The organism is Clostridium sp. UBA4548, from assembly GCF_002387895.1.
Taxonomy (GTDB): Bacteria; Bacillota; Clostridia; order Clostridiales; family Clostridiaceae; genus Clostridium_J.
In genome coordinates this window covers 1-19,246 of the sequence record NZ_DGLI01000014.1, presented here as the reverse complement: position 1 = coordinate 19,246, position 19,246 = coordinate 1, and the positions used below count along the sequence as shown (strand labels likewise).

21 protein-coding genes are annotated in these 19,246 nt (G+C 31.4%); 7 read left to right on the top strand and 14 right to left on the bottom strand.

Annotated features, from left to right (window positions below):
* Window positions 1-2: 2 nt before the first annotated feature.
* The 7 genes from B3040_RS04930 to B3040_RS04900 all read right to left on the bottom strand — a co-directional run bounded on the left by B3040_RS04930 (window position 3) and on the right by B3040_RS04900 (window position 6,814).
* Window positions 3-164: a hypothetical protein gene (locus tag B3040_RS04930; RefSeq protein WP_291570792.1), complete on the bottom strand. Its 162-nt coding sequence runs from the start codon at window positions 162-164 to the stop codon at window positions 3-5.
* 97 nt (window positions 165-261) lie between these two features.
* On the bottom strand, window positions 262-2,724 hold the full coding sequence (locus B3040_RS04925; RefSeq protein WP_291570791.1) for a glutathionylspermidine synthase family protein: 2,463 nt from the start codon (window positions 2,722-2,724) through the stop codon (window positions 262-264).
* Window positions 2,725-2,900: 176 nt separating this feature from the next.
* The gene (locus tag B3040_RS04920) at window positions 2,901-3,266 is read right to left on the bottom strand and encodes a hypothetical protein (protein ID WP_291570790.1); all 366 of its coding nucleotides are present in this window, start codon (window positions 3,264-3,266) and stop codon (window positions 2,901-2,903) included.
* A 169-nt stretch (window positions 3,267-3,435) separates the two neighbouring features.
* A complete protein-coding gene (locus B3040_RS04915) occupies window positions 3,436-4,071 on the bottom strand; it encodes a normocyte-binding protein (protein ID WP_291570789.1) in 636 nt (211 codons plus the stop codon).
* A gap of 8 nt (window positions 4,072-4,079) precedes the next feature.
* Window positions 4,080-4,463: a hypothetical protein gene (locus B3040_RS04910; RefSeq protein ID WP_291570788.1), complete on the bottom strand. Its 384-nt coding sequence runs from the start codon at window positions 4,461-4,463 to the stop codon at window positions 4,080-4,082.
* A gap of 47 nt (window positions 4,464-4,510) precedes the next feature.
* The gene (locus B3040_RS04905; protein WP_291570787.1) at window positions 4,511-6,115 is read right to left on the bottom strand and encodes a putative ABC exporter domain-containing protein; all 1,605 of its coding nucleotides are present in this window, start codon (window positions 6,113-6,115) and stop codon (window positions 4,511-4,513) included.
* A 3-nt stretch (window positions 6,116-6,118) separates the two neighbouring features.
* Window positions 6,119-6,814 carry an ABC transporter ATP-binding protein gene (locus B3040_RS04900; RefSeq protein ID WP_291570786.1) on the bottom strand — a complete coding sequence of 232 codons (696 nt, stop codon included), beginning with the start codon at window positions 6,812-6,814 and terminating at the stop codon, window positions 6,119-6,121.
* A 502-nt stretch (window positions 6,815-7,316) separates the two neighbouring features.
* Between B3040_RS04900 and B3040_RS04895 the strand changes: the two genes are divergently transcribed.
* Window positions 7,317-7,715 (top strand): hypothetical protein, encoded by a 399-nt coding sequence (locus B3040_RS04895; RefSeq protein ID WP_291570785.1) that lies wholly within the window; start codon window positions 7,317-7,319, stop codon window positions 7,713-7,715.
* On the opposite strand, the gene B3040_RS04890 is transcribed toward B3040_RS04895, so the two are convergent.
* On the bottom strand, window positions 7,716-8,165 hold the full coding sequence (locus B3040_RS04890; RefSeq protein WP_291570784.1) for an NUDIX domain-containing protein: 450 nt from the start codon (window positions 8,163-8,165) through the stop codon (window positions 7,716-7,718).
* 283 nt (window positions 8,166-8,448) lie between these two features.
* Window positions 8,449-8,922, bottom strand: a complete 474-nt coding sequence (locus B3040_RS04885; protein ID WP_414632522.1) for a phosphohydrolase — start codon at window positions 8,920-8,922, stop codon at window positions 8,449-8,451.
* A 455-nt stretch (window positions 8,923-9,377) separates the two neighbouring features.
* On the opposite strand from B3040_RS04885, the gene B3040_RS04880 reads away from it, so the two are divergent.
* The gene (locus B3040_RS04880) at window positions 9,378-9,815 is read left to right on the top strand and encodes an NUDIX hydrolase (protein WP_291570783.1); all 438 of its coding nucleotides are present in this window, start codon (window positions 9,378-9,380) and stop codon (window positions 9,813-9,815) included.
* 239 nt (window positions 9,816-10,054) lie between these two features.
* Here B3040_RS04880 and B3040_RS04875 read toward each other — a convergent pair whose 3' ends face one another.
* Window positions 10,055-10,216 (bottom strand): hypothetical protein, encoded by a 162-nt coding sequence (locus tag B3040_RS04875; protein WP_291571070.1) that lies wholly within the window; start codon window positions 10,214-10,216, stop codon window positions 10,055-10,057.
* Window positions 10,217-10,434: 218 nt separating this feature from the next.
* Window positions 10,435-10,971, bottom strand: coding sequence for a VanZ family protein (locus B3040_RS04870; RefSeq protein ID WP_291570782.1), 537 nt, complete (start codon window positions 10,969-10,971; stop codon window positions 10,435-10,437).
* A 479-nt stretch (window positions 10,972-11,450) separates the two neighbouring features.
* Here B3040_RS04870 and B3040_RS04865 point away from each other — a divergent pair, with 479 nt between their 5' ends.
* The 4 genes from B3040_RS04865 (at window position 11,451) to B3040_RS04850 (ending at window position 16,098) form a co-directional block, all read left to right on the top strand.
* Window positions 11,451-12,119: a response regulator transcription factor gene (locus tag B3040_RS04865; RefSeq protein WP_291570781.1), complete on the top strand. Its 669-nt coding sequence runs from the start codon at window positions 11,451-11,453 to the stop codon at window positions 12,117-12,119.
* Window positions 12,116-13,135, top strand: coding sequence for a sensor histidine kinase (locus B3040_RS04860; RefSeq protein WP_291570780.1), 1,020 nt, complete (start codon window positions 12,116-12,118; stop codon window positions 13,133-13,135). The genes B3040_RS04865 and B3040_RS04860 overlap by 4 nt, the downstream gene beginning before the upstream one ends.
* Window positions 13,136-13,295: 160 nt before the next feature.
* Window positions 13,296-14,063: an ABC transporter ATP-binding protein gene (locus tag B3040_RS04855; protein ID WP_291570779.1), complete on the top strand. Its 768-nt coding sequence runs from the start codon at window positions 13,296-13,298 to the stop codon at window positions 14,061-14,063.
* Window positions 14,053-16,098 carry an ABC transporter permease gene (locus B3040_RS04850; RefSeq protein ID WP_291570778.1) on the top strand — a complete coding sequence of 682 codons (2,046 nt, stop codon included), beginning with the start codon at window positions 14,053-14,055 and terminating at the stop codon, window positions 16,096-16,098. Before B3040_RS04855 ends, B3040_RS04850 begins: the two co-directional genes overlap by 11 nt.
* Window positions 16,099-16,319: 221 nt before the next feature.
* On the opposite strand, the gene B3040_RS04845 is transcribed toward B3040_RS04850, so the two are convergent.
* The 3 genes from B3040_RS04845 to B3040_RS04835 all read right to left on the bottom strand — a co-directional run bounded on the left by B3040_RS04845 (window position 16,320) and on the right by B3040_RS04835 (window position 17,987).
* Window positions 16,320-16,481 carry a hypothetical protein gene (locus B3040_RS04845; protein ID WP_291570777.1) on the bottom strand — a complete coding sequence of 54 codons (162 nt, stop codon included), beginning with the start codon at window positions 16,479-16,481 and terminating at the stop codon, window positions 16,320-16,322.
* Between the two features lie 221 nt (window positions 16,482-16,702).
* Complete coding sequence (locus B3040_RS04840; RefSeq protein ID WP_291570776.1) at window positions 16,703-17,254, bottom strand: topology modulation protein; 552 nt, start codon at window positions 17,252-17,254, stop codon at window positions 16,703-16,705.
* Window positions 17,255-17,510: 256 nt separating this feature from the next.
* Entirely contained in the window at window positions 17,511-17,987 is a 477-nt protein-coding gene (locus B3040_RS04835; RefSeq protein ID WP_291570775.1) for an HAD domain-containing protein, read from the bottom strand.
* 181 nt (window positions 17,988-18,168) lie between these two features.
* Between B3040_RS04835 and B3040_RS04830 the strand changes: the two genes are divergently transcribed.
* Window positions 18,169-18,996, top strand: coding sequence for an alpha/beta fold hydrolase (locus tag B3040_RS04830; RefSeq protein ID WP_291570774.1), 828 nt, complete (start codon window positions 18,169-18,171; stop codon window positions 18,994-18,996).
* Window positions 18,997-19,246: the final 250 nt, after the last annotated feature.

The window sequence follows — 19,246 nt, the reverse complement described above, 5'->3', positions numbered from 1 at the left end:
TCTCATAGCAAGCAAAGTAAGAATAAAATCAATGCCACTAAAATACACCCAAATAAAGTATTACGTTCTGTCCCCTGTTCTTTCCTAACTTTTTTCATTGTAGAAACTATATTAATGTACAATAATACTCCAGCAAAAATTAATACAAGTATAAATGCACCCAAAATATTTCCCCCTCTCGATTATTAGAATCACATTTAGTTCGTTCCAAACTACTCTTATGACATAACGTTCTTACATAACAGTTGGTCATTAATTACTTTATTCATTCATATAAGTTGCCATAAACTTAGCTGAGGAATTAGTTACAAAGTGCCCAATTCTTGTATATATTCCTGAAGGCTTCATCCCTGTAACATAAACCCCTACCACAGGAAATCCATAGGCCTTCTCCTTCTTTAGGTAAGAATATTTATTAATCTCCACAGGTGAAATATTTACCCTATCTTGAAAAATTATATCTTCTATGGTCTTTTCAATGCCTTCATAGCTTAAAATTACTCCCTTTCCCTCTCTAGCTAGGTAAGGTTTAACTACGCAATCCCTTGAAAGGTTTTCATTAGGTTCTAGACAAGTGTAGGGGATATATCTAACTATAAACTCTTCTTCCTCTGGTGTGTAAAAACCTTTTCCCATTAGCTCATAAATCACAGCAAACATTGCCTTGGATTGAGTTATAAGAGTATGTGTTGGATTTATTACAAAGGTGTTTTTATTTAAAGCCTTAATGCAAGGTTTTAACTCCTCTTCCTCTTCAAACCAATCTAAAGGAAAGTATCTATAAATTGCATCCAAAGGGGTTCCATAAAGATATAACTTCTCACCCTTAACTTCTAAATCATATATATTTCCTGTTATAACCTTATATTCTCCTAGTTCCTTACAAAACTCACTTACAATATTTGTAGTATATAAATCTTCATAATAGCTACTGCTTAAAAATCCAATATTTTTAATAGGCTTTTTCTTAGAAAAGTCCCCTAAAATTTTACTAAGAATATTTTTAATATCCTCTTTAAAGTTAGAGTTTGGGTCTTTGTAAGAAAGCTTTAGTTCCTCTTTTATTATGTTGCTGATTCCTATGCTCTCCACAAGACCTGCTGGGGTTTCAGAGTTAAATTCAAAGATTTTAAGTCTTCCATCATTATCAATGGCAAAGTCTATTCTTCCTATGGCACAAAACTCCTCTGTTTCTGAGTTTAAAACCACTTCCTTTAAGCCTTCACGGATACCAAGAAGTTCAAAAAACATGTGAAAGTTTCCCTTTATAAGCTTTGAAGTTTTATCTAAAACCTTGCAAAACTTAATAGATGCCTGTTGAAGCTCTTCATAGACAGCCTTTTCTAAAATAAAGTTATCTAATGATATATACTCCTCAGTATTATCATAAGCTCCTGTGAAGTTATATTCAAAGGTAGCTCTTTCAATAACCTTATCCCATAGAGGCTTTCTATTATTCCCCTTATAGTACTCCATATGGGTCCTAGAAGGTTTAATTCCAATGGGGCACATCCAAGTGCTACTGTTATCTGTTAAGAAATCTGAGCTCCATCTAACACATAGTCCTGCCAAAGTCTCATTAATGATATAAGCCCCAAAATTTCCATAGGCCTTGATTGGCACATTCATGTTATTTTCATCCACATAATAGGTGTACTCTTGTTTTATGTGGATTACCTGCTGAAGAATATGTAGCTTATCAGACTTTAATACTTCTTGAACTTGCTTTTTCCACTGCTCCACAGTATATAATTTCCCAATATAAACTTCTCCACTGTATCTTCCAAAGGAAGCCTTAACTACATATTTGTCCTTATTGTTTATTACTTCCTCATAATAATCTTTTGTAAATATAACTGTATATGGTATGGACTTTCGCATGATTTCCTTTTCTTCTTTAGATAACCAGGGGGAATCTCCCTCCACCAGCTCCCAAAGATAAGCAAAAAAACTCTTTGCCTGAATAGCAATAACTCTAGGGTCATTTATTAAAATCACAGTTCCCTTTTCAAAACACTGAAGAATTTTCTCAAAGTCATTTACTTCATAAAGGTATTCTGTAGGAAAAAGTCTTAAAATAATGTGGGCTTCTATTTCCTCAAAGGCATAAACTTTATTATCCCTTACTGAAAAGTTCTTAGGCCCTGCTTCAATTATTTTAATGTTACTATCTTTAAATAGGCTGTTAAAATAAAAAGCTAAGTGAAACTCCTCATAGTGGCAAGGGTCCATAAGTACCGCCACATTAACTTTTTCCTCTGTGCCCTTTAAGTCTTCAGCTATTTTTTTAAGTTCCCTTACAAAATTTTCTTCAAAGTTTTCATTTACATTATTTTTAATATCAGCAGCTCCTGCAAGCCCTATTTCCTTTTGAGCACAAGGCTTATCATAATTAAACTCTGCAAAAAACACCCTATTGTCTTCATCCCTAAAGGTATCAAACCTAGTCCAAAACAGAGGTGAAACTCCACAACTTAAACTTAAAATTTCTTCCTTAAAAGGAAAATCATCAATATAAGAAATAAAGCTTTTATGATGACTATTTATATCTGCTAACACCTTCAAGGCAATTTTATTAACCTGCTCAGAGTAATAAACCATGTCATCGTAGCATTGTTTTTCAATATAAAATGGTATCTGACAATGAACACTTTCTTCTGAATTGTTGCTAACCATATAATAATTAAATAATACCTCTTCAGTAAATTTTTTTTGGTCTATCATATAACTTCTCTTTTCCTTTTAGTAATGAACAAGTTCATTTTGAACAAGTTCATTTTAAACAAACTCATTTCGAATAAATTCATTTTCTTTGACAACTTGGGAAGTAGATTTTAACTTCCACAAAAATTACTTTCTTAGTATGAGTATCTACCATTAAGTAATTTCAGTTAAGCTTCCTAACTAGAGGAACTTCCTCCTTTAGCTCCTGAATAGCCTGACCCACCTTTAGAAGGAGCCGAGAAACCACTTCCTTTGCTACTCTTTGAAGACCCACTGCCTATATTGGTATCTCCTGTGGATCTAGTGTTGTTTCTAAAAAACCACCATCCAGAGCTTCTACCATAGTAATGCCCCCCTGAAGAACCTCCATATCCTCCAGTGCTTCCTCCTTGTTGTTGCTGCTCTTCTTCCTCTTCTTCTGTAAGCACCTTCTTTTTGCATCCTGTCATACCAAGAGGATTAGTCACTACAAAGGCTGTGGCCACGGCAATTGCCAAAGCTCTTTTTTTATTTCCTTTTATTAAGTTTTTAAAACTCTCCATAAATTTCACCCCCTATCCCAATGATTTTAATGTTCCATAAATTTTAAAATTATAGATAAATTGCTTCTTTATCTTACACTTAAATAATCATAAGTTGCTTTGTTAAACCCTAGTAACTTTTCTAGCCTTAATAGTTGCTCTCTTTATAAAAGCCACAAGTTTAAAGCTCTTAAAGTCCTGATAAAATCTCAACCTGAAGCTCCTCTTTTAGGTAATTTGCATAGTAATGAATATCCTCTTTAAGTGTGTCCTTCGTAATAATAACTATCCTATTAAGCCCTAACTCCTTTAGAGTTTCAAGGTTTGGTACATCTTCTTCCGTCAGCTCATACTGGTTATTTAGCTTTTTCTTATAAACTTCTGGAGAAAAATCCTTATACCTTCCATAATCTAAGAAGAACACGTAGCCTTTTGGTGTTATATGCTGAAGCTTATGTCCTATGGTAACTAATGCTTCTATTTGACCTTTATCTCCAATTAACCCATAGGGATGAAAGAGAAAATTACAGTTAAGCACAGGTTTTATAGAAAACTTATTATTTAGCACATAAGCTATTTCTAAATCCTCTATTAATTCTAAATCTGCAACAACAAAGGTACTTTTTAAATCCTGTCCCAGTATTTTATCTATTACAATCTTGTGTTTTTTATGAAGTTCTTCTTCTTGAGGACTATAGCATATTTCAAAATCCCCATAATTTTGTAGGGACACAAAGGGTCCACTTCTCATAAAGGGTTCAAAGAACTCTAAATTACTTTTCCACTTTCTATAAACATATCTTAAGTCTACAGCCTTTAAATTCATCCAATCTACTACCTTTCATAGGTTACAGCAAAGACCTTATTTAGAGAAATTATTTGCTTATACCCCTCTGTAGTTATAAAAGTCACATAACCAGCAGTACACTGATCCTCACAAATTTCTCCCTCAAAGGTAACCTGTGGATTTGACTCTTTCCAAGCTTCCATAGTTTCATAAACATTTATTTCCCTATGGAAAGTCATAAAACCTGATGGCATTTGATAGACAATAGCAAAAATCTTTTCCATAGATAGTATTTGTCTATAACTTCTATACTCATAGGTGGTATCAATAACTACTGTTCCGTTTCTCAAAAACTCCACGGTGCCTTCTAAAACCTCTGAAGGATTATCACTGTTCCACTCTGAATAATCCTTATAAATATAAACCTCCATATTCTCACCCTTTTCTTAGTTAATTCTTTAACTTATTATATCATCCTTTACTCACTAAACTCCATATCATTAAATATTCCAACTCCACTAAAAAAGAACAAAGCACCTGCTCCAAAGCTATATACTAAGTATAAGAAATATATGAAATAACCATTAAAGTCAGTGAAGAGCTTTGTGCCTAGCATTAGTATTATAATTATTGGAAGTGCTAGGAAAAGCTGAAAGAAGGCAAAAAATACACCCTTGGAAATTTGACTTGTAAATCCTAAAAATTGAGCAACTCTGAAGGCACAAAGTCCGCTAAAGGATAACATTCCACCTAGTGCCACATAGCAAACAATACAAAGTAGTATCTCAACTATTGAGGCTCTTGTTAAAATGCCTAAGGGTAAAAATAGAATTAAACTATCTGTAAAAAGCTTTATAAATGATGAAGCTGAGCCGTAAAGCAATTTCTTGCTTGAACTATCGGGAAGTAAAAAAATATAAGGCTTATCAATTTCAGTATAAAGTTTTCCTCCCATACCAACTGAGAAAATTAAAAACCCACTAAATATTATAAATATAAATTTTATACCTGCTTCCTTTAGGAACACTCCTGCTAATATAGATACTGCTAATAAAAGCAAGGAATAGGTGTTTATAAAAAATAGTAAGCTTCTTTTTCTGTATTCATTTATATGTTTTAAAAATAGCACCTTAGCCCCATAGCTTCCTTTAAGGTTTAATCTAACTTCTTTAAATACCTTAGTGAAGATGCTTTTCTGTGCTCCCTCTTTAGGAGTTACTTTAATTCCCGCCTTGGCATCCTTTATAACCTCATTGGTTTCTGCTGAGGAAAGCATATCCTCATAGAAATCCATATCCATAGTATAGGTTATATATAATATTAGTCCGCTGGTAGCTAAAATCATAAACATATAAAGTCCATAAGCTACATTGATTCCTATTAAAGTTTGGTGTGCAATTTCTTTTAGCCATCCAAACACCGGAATGAATTTAACATAACTACTATAAGTTAAATCCTGAGTAAATTTAGTTAAAGCTTCTAATCCATTGCCTTTCATAAATAATGCTGCTATCCCCACAGCTGTTAGTAATAACAAGGCTTTTATAAGACTTCTTATTATGGTTCCAAGCCTTTCAAACTTAAAGCACAAAGCAAAGATGAACAGTTTCAATATATTACAAAACAACACTTGGAAGATAATAAGATTTACCATAAGGAGTACTTGGTTTACCATTGGTACATTATTTCCTGAAAGTAAATTCGGGATCTGATAGAGAATATACAAAGAAGCTAAAACTTCTACTGCCACCTTCTTTACAATTCCATATATCATTATGGTTTGTGGTCTTATGGGTGATACAAAGAGTAAATTCACATCACTCATGTCGAACTTAGAAGTCACTGACTTAGACCCACTATAAAGGGCATAAAGAAACATCCCCATAATAACAATTAGAAATATACTAACAAAAACTTCTACTGGCATTCCATCACCATCTGTAACTTTTCTTCCTTTTGGAAGGAACATTATCACAAGCCAAATTATTACAAAAACTGGCCCTATGGCCTTTTGTGGCTTCTCCTTAAGCCTTTTAATAGAATTTATTAAGGTTCTTTTCATTACATAAATTAATGCTTTCATATCCTACTCCTCCGTGAACTGGAAGAATATATCTTCTAAGGATTTACCCTCATTATCAAAGTCGGCTCTTTCTTTTGTTAACACAAATTGTCCTGTTTTCATTATAAGTATTTTATCCCACAAATCCTGAACAGAATCTAGAAGATGGGTGCTAAGTACAATGGCTGTACCTTTACCTTTTAGTTCCATTAAAATTTCCTTTACACTTCTTATAGCCTTCGGATCAAGTCCAATCATAGGTTCATCTATTAAAAGTACCTTAGGCTCTGTGATAAGAGCACAACAAATACTTACCTTTTGCTGCATCCCCTTAGATAGCTCACTACCATATTTATTTTTCTTATCTTCTAAGTCAAATAACTTTAATAGTTCTTCAGCTCTTTTTTCATAATCCTTAATTCCAAAGCTATGAGCCATAAGTATAATATGCTCATTTACTGTGAGTAGTGGAAATAAAGAAGGCATTTCTGGAATATATCCTAGATGTTTTTTTCCTTCCACAGTCTTATTATAAGCTCCACATATTTTTATATTTCCCTCATATCTAAGCAGCCCTGCAATGGATTTTATTATAGTGGATTTTCCTGCCCCATTAGGCCCTGCCAAAACCGCAATTTTTCCTGGCTCCACAGTAAAGCTTACATCACTTACTGCCTTAGTCTTACTATAGTATTTACTTAAATTAGAAACCTCTAACATACTTCCTGTCCCCCTAAGAATAGCTGCTTAACACTTTTAGCAACTCTAAAAATTTAAGTGCTTAATAATTTAATTCTGCTCTAATGAACTTCACTCATAAGTTCATTATTGCTTTTATTTTATGTATGTATAATTATATTACAATTATACAATAAAAAGTAGTTTATGATAATTTTATCCATTACATTTTACATATTTATCATTAAACTTCATTAATTTTACATTGCAAACTAGTTTTTAACATTGAAGTATTCCTAGTTTATGACTAATTTCCATAATATCGAAATATTATAACTACTTTACTTTAAAAGTTGGAAGCATGATTTGAGAATTAGTTGAAAGCATTAAAAATTTATTTACATTTGACTGTTTTTAAGAATTGAAAGATAAATATGACTCCTGAGTTATATACATATTTATCCAAAAATAATATAATTATTTTATATTGTAGTTTTACATCCTTATAGTAGGTAAAAGTTAATAACAGAAGGAAGGTGGAGTTATGACATACTTCTGGGGAACTCTAATAATTCAAAGTGTATGTTATATTTTAATTTTGTTTAAAGTCATTTCTTTAATAATAAATCTAAAAAAGAAAAAAACTGAAAAGAGATGGTTGCTGGTAATCATAGCTTTAATTCCACTATTAAGCTTTTGTGTATATACCTTCTTCATAACCCCGTGTATGGATTTAAAATATGCTATTAGTGGTAAGACAATCACCACTGAAGGAAAAGTTGAAAAAGTATATATATCAGGTGTAACAAATTCTTTTATACTAGATGGGAATGAATTTAGAAGAAGTCCTTGGAGTTTTACCCCCAAAGAAGGAAAGTTCTACAGACTAAATTATCTTCCAAATAGTAAATACGTAATTAGCTACGAGTTAATATCTAATTAATCATACTGCTTTCTGTCTTATATACTCCCTTATAGCATGTGCCTGAAATTCTTCCTGCATTTTTTCTGCGGCTTCCCTAATAGGAACCCAAACAAGTTCATGGTCTTCCTCAACTTTTAAACTGTTACTATCTAGTAAATTTGCTATATGGACATGTCCAACTAATTTTAAGTATTCCTCACGTCTAATAGCTTTAGTATAATGAGATAACTTTCCAACATACTGGGCTACCTCTATATTATATCCTAGCTCCTCTGAGCATTCTCTTTTTAAACACTCCTCATAAGTCTCATCCTTCTCAACCCCACCCCCTGGTAGGAAATAGTTGTTATCTCTTCTTACCAAAGCAATTTCACCCTCTGAGTTAACAATTAGTGCATATGCCCCTATTCTCTCTCTGTATTCAATACCTTCAATTCTATTGCCACATTCTACTTCTTCAATGAACATTCATTTTCATCCTCTCAAATAATAATTTTAGAGCTTGGACAATTCTTCTTATTTATCACTATTCATTTATCTCATACTTGTGATAGATGAGTAAGGTATGAAATTTGTGAAACAACTTCACATCAGATAATTCTTATTTGGTACATAGTCCCTTCCTCATTTCAGCTATAAACCATCGATACTCTTCTTCACTTTCATAAGGAGTTGGTTCAGAAATAAAGATTAAATTTTAATTCCAATGCTAAATTAATTGGAATATTATGAATCATCTTGTGACAAAGGATTATAACTTAAAAATATTTTCAATGACTCCCGGCAATATATCATATATAGATTTTCCTATCTTACTCTCAAAATAATCCTTTATTTCAAAGGTAGCTTTCCATTTTGGTACAATATAATCATTAAGACCATGTCGTAATGCTACATCAATCATTCTTTTTTCCATCAGTGTAAATCCACTTGGTAATGCTATTGAGTCACATAATTGAATTAATTTGTCATAATCATCGTATTTTGCTGTATGTAAAAAATTTTCAACAAACTCATATTCTTCATTACTACAATCCCACTTACCAAAAGCCTCCTTAACATTTCCTGTAGGATGTGAGTGCGTTAAACAAATTTTACCCACAAAATCATACCCTTTTTCAATTAAGTAGTTATATCCATCTATACTATGACGCATATTTGTTACCCCAAATCTTCTACCTATATCATGAAGAAGTCCTACTATATAAGCTGCCTCGGCATCCATTCCCTCACACTGGAGCGCTATCAGTTTTGCACCTTAGGCAACAAATAGTGAATGATCCACCCATGGTCCTGGATTTAATTGCTCTGCTTCTCTTAAAATTTCATCAGCTTCCTTCAATGAAGGTAAACTTCCTACCCTAATGTTAATCATAACTTTAACCCCCTTCTTATAAATTAACCTTATTTAATTCTACAACTGTGCCACAAAAATTTACAATTATATAATTGATTATTGTTAACATATGTTGTAATTATATCATGATTTCCACTCATAAAGAATTACACTTAAGTAATTATATGGTAAGCTTTAATTACATAAACATTTTAGAGTTTGCTAGCAAAGTATCTTTCATTTAAAAGGAATCTAACTAAATCTAAAATTGTCATGTGAAATGATGTTACACATAAAATAATGGTACTTATATTTACCGTCTCAATTTGGAGGTGAAGGTGTTTTTGAAAATAAGAAAAGCAGTTGGTGCAGTTGTATTTCGAAACGATGAATACTTATTAGTTCATAAAGTTAAAAGTATTAGCGATAATGAAAGCATTGATGGATATTGGGATTTTCCCAAGGGTGGCATAGGAGAACTAGATGAAAGCTTAGAAAAAGCAATTTTGAGGGAATTAAAAGAAGAAACAGGCTCTTCTAATTATAGAATTGTCCATATGTTTGATAAAAAAATTTGTTTTTCATTTCCCCAGGCTCATAAGTATGATGCCCAAGAAACTATAATGTTTTATATTGAGTATTTAGGTAATGGAGACGATTTAGAGCCCCAAGATGAGGAAATTGACGATATAAGATTCTTTTCTAAGGAAGACTTAATGAAAACTTTATGTCATGAAGAAACTTATGAATTTTTTCAAGAAATATTTGATGCAACTTTTTAATGCTAAACTTATCCTTTTATATATGTGCTTTTATAAAGCTATACTTTTCTAGCCATATTTACTATCCATAAATATAGGCTTTACCAAGTTTATTTATAATTTATTAGTTTATTTTTAAAACTAATATGATATAATATAAATAAGAAAAGCTTAGTGCAGCGAACACTAAGCTAATCCTAGAACGTTTTTAGTTTTAGGGCTATTTGGATTAAATTAAATTTTTGATTAAGAGACGAGCACTAGTCTTTGCTGGATGGGTGCTTTTTCTCTTTGCTTTTAATTTCTATATCTAAACCAAGAAATCTAACTTTGATTTTTATAGTTGAAATAAAAAGATTATGTTTTAATATCATTCTAATAAGATAAAGAACAACAATACTTTTTACTACTAATTCTAACATATCCAATACCACCCCCTTAAGCTATGATGAATTTCACCAATAGCCCAAGGTGGGAAAACGCACAACCACCGCAGCCATCCACTTCTACGGCCTATTTTACCAACATATTATAGCATAGGGATTACCTAATTAGTAGTAAATATGTTCCATAAACCTAGTATTCCATGAAAAAGTATTACTTATTTTATTAAAGAAATTTTAAAGCTTTAAGAATACTGTCACTTTACCCTTAATTTAGGTTTTGATTTTATTCTTGATATGATAATCCAAATTTCATATCCAATAATTGTTCCTAAGGTATTCATTAACATATCCTCTAGTTGCACAAACCTCCCCGTAAATGTTTGAAGAAACTCAATTACTACAGAAAATATAACTCCAATTAAAACTCCATAAATTCTTTTATGTTGAAGTTCACTAAAAACAATAGGTGAAAGGAATCCAAATGGAATAAATAAAGTAATGTTAAGCAAGGTTGCCATTGATAAACCTTCTTGAAAAATACTGTAAGAAAAATATACATCTCCATTTAATATTGAAGTGGTATTGAAATCCCCACCTATAATTCCTGTAATTTTTAAAATTGCTAAAACAGTAAGTATCCAACCAAACTCACATAATATCTTCATGGGTATAAATTCAAATCTTCTCTTAAGCAAAAACTTTATCCCAATAAAAGCGCAAAGAATAATAGCAGCTACTGGTGTAAGATAAAGGAATGTGATTATCCCCTCTCTCAAATAGTTCATTAACATATTTACCCCCCATTTAATTTTCAACTTATTACAACTTACGAAAAATAAATTCCTCTTTATGAAAACTTTATAATTCATGAACTTTATACTTTTTATGCTAATGAATGAATCACATTTTACATTTATGTAATAAGTTACAACTACTGTATGTTTTAATTATAACATTATCTCCATTATAAATAACACCATTTAAGTAACTATATGGTAAAATGTAAATATAAAAAATATATTAGCTAAGTAAACTTATTTTATGTAACAAATCCTATGAAACTCGCATGAATACTATATCTTCTTATCTTTTAAGGAAGATATAAAGATATCACTTTGTCTTTTTATAGAGATATCTTGCTGCAAAAACAGCTTTTCCCATAGACATTAGGTGAGGATTTATCAATAATAGAAGAAAGAGTATTAAATAGAAAGAGGGGAATTTTGGTGAGACTTCTTGGCTTTTTATGCCCTCTCATTAAAGTGAATATATGATTAATATTATGATAATTGAAGATAACCAGCAACTCCAAAATGAGATAGGAGTTCTTTTAACCCGTAATGGATATTCTGTTATAAAGGTTAATGAATTTGATAGTATACCTAAACTAGTTAAAGAAAGTAGCCCCCATCTAATTCTACTTGATATTAATTTACCTTATGATGATGGCTTTAAAATTTGTACTGAAATACGCAGCTTTTCAAGGGTGCCAATTATATTTGTTACAAGTAGGGCCACTAATATTGATGAGCTAATGAGCATAACCCTAGGTGGAGACGACTTTATTACAAAACCCTATAATCCTCAAATTCTTTTAGCTAGAATAAACTCTGTGTTAAAGAGAGTTTATCCAAGTGAAAAAACAAATGACTTTATAGTGCATAACGGTGTTACATTAAATGTACTGTCTAGCAACATAAAATATGAAGATAAAGAGATAGAGCTTACGAAAAATGAACTTAAAATACTTTATTATTTAATGATTAATAAAGAGAAGATAGTATCAAGAGTAGATATTATGGAATACTTATGGGACAGTGCTATGTTTGTAAATGACAATACTCTCACAGTAAATATAACTAGACTTAGAAGTAAGTTTGAAGAAATAGGAATTAGTGATTTTATAAAAACTAAAAGAGGACAAGGGTATATAATATGAGCTTAGGAGATTATTTAAGAGAAAGAGCTAAAGCTATAATACTGAACTTTATAGGATTAATTACTCTAAGCACCTTTCTTTTCAGTGTAGGAAATACCTTTGACACCTTAGTAACGGTATCATTATCTTGGATTGTAGTTTATAGCATATTTTTAATATACGAATATAGAAAAAGAAAGATATACTATAATGATCTTTTAAGTACTTTTAATGAATTAGATAAAAAATCTCTTATAGGTGAAGTAATTGATACTCCTCCCTTTATGGACGCAGTTCCTTATTACTTATTGATGAAAAAATCAGGGAAATCCATGCTTGAAGAAATAAATAAAGTTAAGAGTCAACGTAAGGAATATAAGGAGTATATAGAGCAGTGGATTCATGAAGTAAAAACCCCTATATCAGCTATTAAACTCATTGAGGAAAATAACAAGACAGCTACTTCAAGAGTTATCTTAGAGGAGCTTGAAAATATAGATAGATATGTTGAACAAGCTTTATTTTACGCTAGATGTGAAGAAGCTCACAAGGACTATCTTATAAAAGAAATTTCACTAGAGCAGTGCGTAAATCAGGTGCTTATAAGAAATAAACAGATGTTTATTCTAAATAGCATCGATATAGACTTAGCTGACCTTGATAAAAATATTTACTGTGACAGTAAGTGGCTGGAGTTTATAATAAATCAAATAATAGTTAATGCAGTAAAGTATAGAAAAAAAGACTTTCCTATGATTAAGATTTACACTAAAGAAATTAAAAATGGTACTCAACTTATTATTGAAGACAATGGCATTGGAATACCAGATAATGAAGTTAATCGTGTGTTTGAAAAAGGCTTTACTGGAAATAAGGGCAGACAAAATAATAAATCCACAGGAATAGGTCTATACCTTTGTAAAAAGTTATGTGATAAACTGGGTTTATTAATTGCAGTGGATTCAAAGGAAAATGTATATACTAAGGTTGTAATTACCTTTCCTAAGGGAAGCTTTTGTAAGAATGGAGCCATATAGGCTCTTTTCTACTTTTCTAGTGGAAGAAGTTCATTTTGTGGTGCTACCATCGAATACCAAGGTGGTTTCTCTACAAGGTGACAAAGTTGTAACTTTAAAGTAAGGTTAGTCAAAACCAACAAGGTACATAATCTTGTACAATATTATTGAGGTGATGATATTGGATAAAATATTAGATATAAAAAACTTAGAAAAATACTATGGAAATAAAGGAAATGTGGTAAAGGCTGTTGATGATATAAGCTTTCAAGTTTATAAGGGAGAATTTGTTGGAGTTATGGGACCTTCTGGTTCTGGAAAAACAACTTTACTTAATGTGATATCCACTATTGATGAAGCAAGTTCAGGACATGTTTACATAGATGGGAAAGACTTAACGGAAATCAATCAAAAGGATATTGCAAAGTTTAGAAGGGAAAATCTTGGATTTATCTTTCAGGATTTCAATCTCTTAGATACATTAACAATTCATGAAAATATAGCTTTAGCACTAACCATCAACAGGCATAAAAAAGAAGATATTGATCATAAAATAAAAGCCATAGCAGAAAACTTAGGTATAGAAGATATTCTTTTAAAATATCCTTATGAGGTTTCGGGGGGACAAAAACAAAGATGTGCCTGTGCAAGAGCCTTAGTTACAAATCCTAAGCTTATTCTAGCTGATGAGCCCACTGGTGCCTTAGATTCAAGGTCAGCTCAGATGCTTATTGAAATGATTTCCCAACTAAATAAAGAAATAGGAGCAACCATCTTAATGGTAACTCATGATTCCTTTACCGCAAGCTATTGCAGCAGAATTTTATTTATTAAAGATGGTAAAATTTTTACAGAACTAGTAAGAGGCCAAAATACTCGAAAGCAGTTTTTTAATCAAATCTTAGATGTTGTTGCATTGTTGGGAGGCGATGTTAGGGATGTACGCTAAACTGGCCTTAAGCAACTCAAAACGTTCTATAAAGGATTATGTAATTTATTTTGTTACTCTAACTATCTGTGTAAGCCTATTTTATGCTTTTATGTCCTTATCAAGTTCCCATTATGAACTAATAACAGAGGACTCTTATAACTTTGAAATGCTGAAAAATATAATGAAGTACGCCACATATATGATAACTGCCTTAGAAGTAGTGCTTATCGGCTATGTAAATAAGTACATGATAAGAAGAAGAAAAAGGGAATTTGCAACTTATATATTACTAGGTGTTCCACAAAAAAATGTGGCCTTTATGTTTTTCATTGAAACCTTGGTAATGGGAGTTATTTCAATAGCTTTAGGTATTTTTCTAGGAACTTTGTTTTCGCAGCTTGTTACTGCGTTGATTCTTATGACTGCAGAGCAAAAGATCATATTCTCCTTCAAACTATACCTAGATACTGTGATGATAACCTTGTTATTCTTTACAGCAATGTTTTGTATAATTGGGCTTTTAAATATAAGAGCTTTAAATAAAATAAAACTTATTAATATGATTAATGCTGGCAAAAAAACAGAGTATCAATTTAAGCATGGTAAAGCTGTTTATATTAGTGCATTAGTTTCAGCTATTCTACTTTATATTTTTTGTGGTTATTCAGTTCACAAAATTTTACTTGTAGTTAGGGATCTTTCTCTTAAGACGGGAAATGAAATGACTTATGCAGGGATAGCCTTAGTAAGCTTTATTGGCGGAACTTACGCACTGTTTTACTCCTTAGCTTATATAATAATTACAATTAAGGAACGATGGACAAACTTTAAATATGAGAACACAAACTTATTTTTAATTGGAACAGTAGTTTCTAAAATAAAGACAGCACCTATCTTAATGGCTACAATCTCATTAACGTTTTTAGGTGCGGCCTTAAGTCTTGTTTTTACACTGCTACTATCCCAATGGAGCTTGGGATACTTAGATAGTAGAATTCCTTTTGATGCAGTTGTAACTAGCAAGCTAAACATCATGACTAAAGCAGAGGATGTATCTAAAATTGATTATAGTGAAATTGCTCAGTACTTTGACAATGAAGCTTATGGACTAAAAGATTATTGCGAGGTAGAACAATACTTTATTTACGATTTGGAGCTATATAAGAAAGGTAGAAAAAATATGCCTTTATTAGCAATAGGCTTAAGTGATTATAATCACCTAAGAAAAATCCTTGGTTATAGTGAGGTTCAGCTAGGATTTAATGAATTCACACTTCAATGGGATAAGTCTGTAGATAATAATTCCATAAAGGAGTACATTGCTAAAAACCCCACTATTAAAATAAAGGATAGTGAACTAAAGCTTAGTTCACTGCCATATTATACAGAATCTATTGGGGAATATATTTATCAGTCATATGAAGGTGGAGTGGTAGTTTTACCCGATGAGTGGTGTGAAAATCTAACATTAGCTAGCAAAGACTTCTATGCAAATACAAAGAAAAAAATGAGTTTTGATGATGCACTTAACCTGGAAGGTGAATATATTCCAAATTGGTTTATGAAAAATTACAGCGATATGCTTAATAAAAATAATGGCAGCAACCCTACTATAATTAGGTTTAAGGTGGCAGAAAAAAGTGAGGTATTAAATGCTACCTTAGGCATGAGAATCCTTGGAATATATGTAGGTACTGTGCTACTAATGATTAGTTTAACAGTTCTCGCCTTGCAGCAACTATCTGACTCAATTGAGCATAAAGACAGATTTAACACTTTAAGGCGTTTAGGTATAGATAAAAGTGAAATTCGTAAATTAATATCAAAGCAAATATCCATATACTTTATAATACCAATCTTTGTAGCGGTCATTGGCTTCTCTGTATTATTAAATATTTTCATGTCGGTAGGGAGCAAATTAATTGATATTTATATTGGAGATAAAGCTTTTATATTCAATATTGGCATGGGGTTATTATTGATGCTAGTTATTTACATGTGCTACTTTGCAGCTACTTACTACTCCTTTAAAAGAAATGTTGAAAGTAAATAAATTGGCAGGTTAGTATAAATTATTATCTTTATGAATAAGTAATAACTGTTACCTTTTCATTTTTAATTCTTAACTCCTCTATAATTTACTGGTTTATTTTCAAACACAATATGGTATAATATAAATAAGAAAAGCTTAGTGCTGCGAACACTAAGCTAATCCTAGAACGTTTTTAGTTTTAGGGCTATTGGATTTAATTTAACAGTTAAACAGAAAAAGTGCTAATCTTTGTGGGATGGAGCACTTTTTTCTCTTGTCTCTATCTTCAACTTGAAGCCTTTAATACCGAAATTAAATTCTAGGGATTTTATGTAAACACCCAAGAAAATATAGACAACAGATACTATTAGTAAAACTACTAAGGTACTTATTATCAGTATCATATCCAATACCACCCCCTTAAGCTATGATGAATTTCACCAATAGCCCAAGGTGGGAAAACGTACAACCACCGCAGCCATCCACTTCTACGGCCTCTTTTACCAACATATTATAGCATAGGGATTATCTAATTAGTAGTAAATACATTCCATAAACCTAATATTTTTAAGAATAGATATGATTTATTAACAAGATTACAAACTAACTTAATCCATGCTTATGACTATAATCCACTTGCAGCACTATGTTTAACTTTTTCATTTCTCCATTGATTTAATAGTTTATTCATCTCTCTTCTACCATTAATAATGAAGAATTGTTTAGCTGGATATTTTTTATGTAAATTTATTATAGTATGCTTACGTGTTTTAGAGAAACTCCATAACCCCTTACAAAGAAATAAAAATTCCTTGTCAAACTTTTGTTCTAGATACTGTGGTGTATCTGAACGCTTTTTACCCTGCCTTAACAAAACACTAACCAAGCATGTAAGCCGATTAACGTCAAGAAATATAATAAGGTCAGTCTCTTTAAATCTCAACTCCATTGTGCCAGTATGATTCCCCTCAATTATCCACTTTTCCTTTGATGTAAGCTCCTTTTGCTTCTTTATCCATTCTTCTTCCGGTGGCTTTTCCCAATTAGGTCGCCAAAACTCAACATCAAGATGAACCAGTGGTAGTCCAGTTATATGAGCTAATTTTTTAGCTAAAAAGCTTTTGCCGCTACCATTATTGCCCACGATAATTATGCGATTGTACGCAAATATATTCAATGCTATCCCCCTATTTAATTCATAATTAAAATTTTCTTCATACTCATTATAGTTAAGCAAATCTTATTAATGCTAAATTTACTGTGGATAAACCACTTGAAAATTTTATTGGTTTATTTTTAAAGACAATATCTGTTTAGTTCTGTGAACACTAAGCTAATCCTAGAACATTTTTAGTTTTAGGGCTATTAGATTTTGCTTACTAGTTTAAGAAAAAAGCATTAATCTTTGATAGATGGATGCTTTTTCTATAAGTTTAACTAATTTTATCAATGATACTTAAGCCATCTTCTTCTGTAATTCCTACATGACTATTTGTTCTAATTAAATGTTCATTAATTTCCTCATTTTCTAAGTCCAAGTCATCAAGAACAGCATACTTTTCAACATTTCTATGTTCATTTAACCAAGCAATAATCTCCTTAGCCTTTACATGACTAAAGGTTTTATTTGTGCGTATTTCATCTGTGCTGAAATCGGGTGTTTTATCGATTATTTTTATATTAAACTCACATAAGATATCATATAAGTATTGAGAATATCCTTCCTTTGGCATCATATTGTCATCAAACCATAATTTCCAACCAGAAGACATAACAATAGCTGCATTTGTTTTATCGATTACTGTTTTTAAAACCTCCACGTTTTTCCTATCAATTGGTTCAGTGGGATTATTCTTTAGAAAATCCTCTGAATTAAGGACTCCATCAATATCCAAAAATATAACCTTCATAAATTCCCTCCCATTTGTGCAATTAGTTATAATAGTTAATATGTATTTTTATTATAACATTAGTTTGAATATAAGTAATACTATCCCAGTAATTATGTGGTAAAATTAAGTTATAAAACAACATACTGGTGAAGTTTTGGGGATATAGACAAACTCGACTAAATAGCAGGGGGATAGGCAAATGTACATAGAAATGAGTGATAAAGTCAATCTATATGTAAAACAATCAGGTGAAGGGATTCCGTGTCTGTTTATTCATGGTGGACCTGGAGAAGGAAGCCTTGATTTTGAAGCATTGGGTGGAAACTCTTTAGAGAGCTTCATGCAGATGATATATTTTGACCAAAGAGGATGTGCAAGGTCAGGTGGTAACTCTAGTGATGATTATTCCATTGAAAGAATAATTGATGACATTGAAGAGATAAGAAAAACCCTAGGAATATCTAAGTGGATAGTAATGGCTCATTCCTTTGGAGGGATTATAGCTGCTAATTACGCTTACAAATACGAGGAATTTGTGGATAAGCTTATTTTGTTAAATTGTACTCTTTCCATGGAGCATTCTTTTACTAGTCAACTAGATTATGGGATTACGCTGCTATCTAAGGAAGACTTACAATACTCAGAAGAAAGTTCTACTTTTGAGAAGTGGCAACATGTAGTTGGTAAGCTTCTTGAAAAGGATATATTTTATAAGTTACAGTATAATGATTATAAAAACTTCTTAAAGGTAAATGCTAAAAGCGGCGAAATAGAAAACTTTAATGCAGTTATGGCTAATCAAGCTTTTAGTAACAAACAGTATTTTGCAAATTATTTTTATCTAACAGAAAAAATTACAGTTCCTGTATTAATCATAATTGGCAATGAAGATTATGCTATTGGACCAAATCACCATGAAAATTTCATGTTTCCTAATAAGAAAGTAAGAGTACTTCAAGGCAAACATATGCTATATCTTGAAAATAATGAAGAATTCAAATCAGTTATTCAAGAGTTTGTTGAGTAAACTTTGATGATATGATTTGTTACTTCACTGGAGCATTCTTCAATTGCTTATTTACTATAAGTATGAAATTAGTGAATAAACTTCTTTTCAAATTCATTAATTCTAAATCTGTAATGTTTTAATTGGTTATATGGAGGGTTTTATAAAGTGAAAAAAGTATTATTTTTGTGACTTTCAAGGAACCTTAGCTTATAATGATTGGATGTTTAGCAAAGCGCTACATAAAGTATTAGAGTGTGTAAATAAGTCT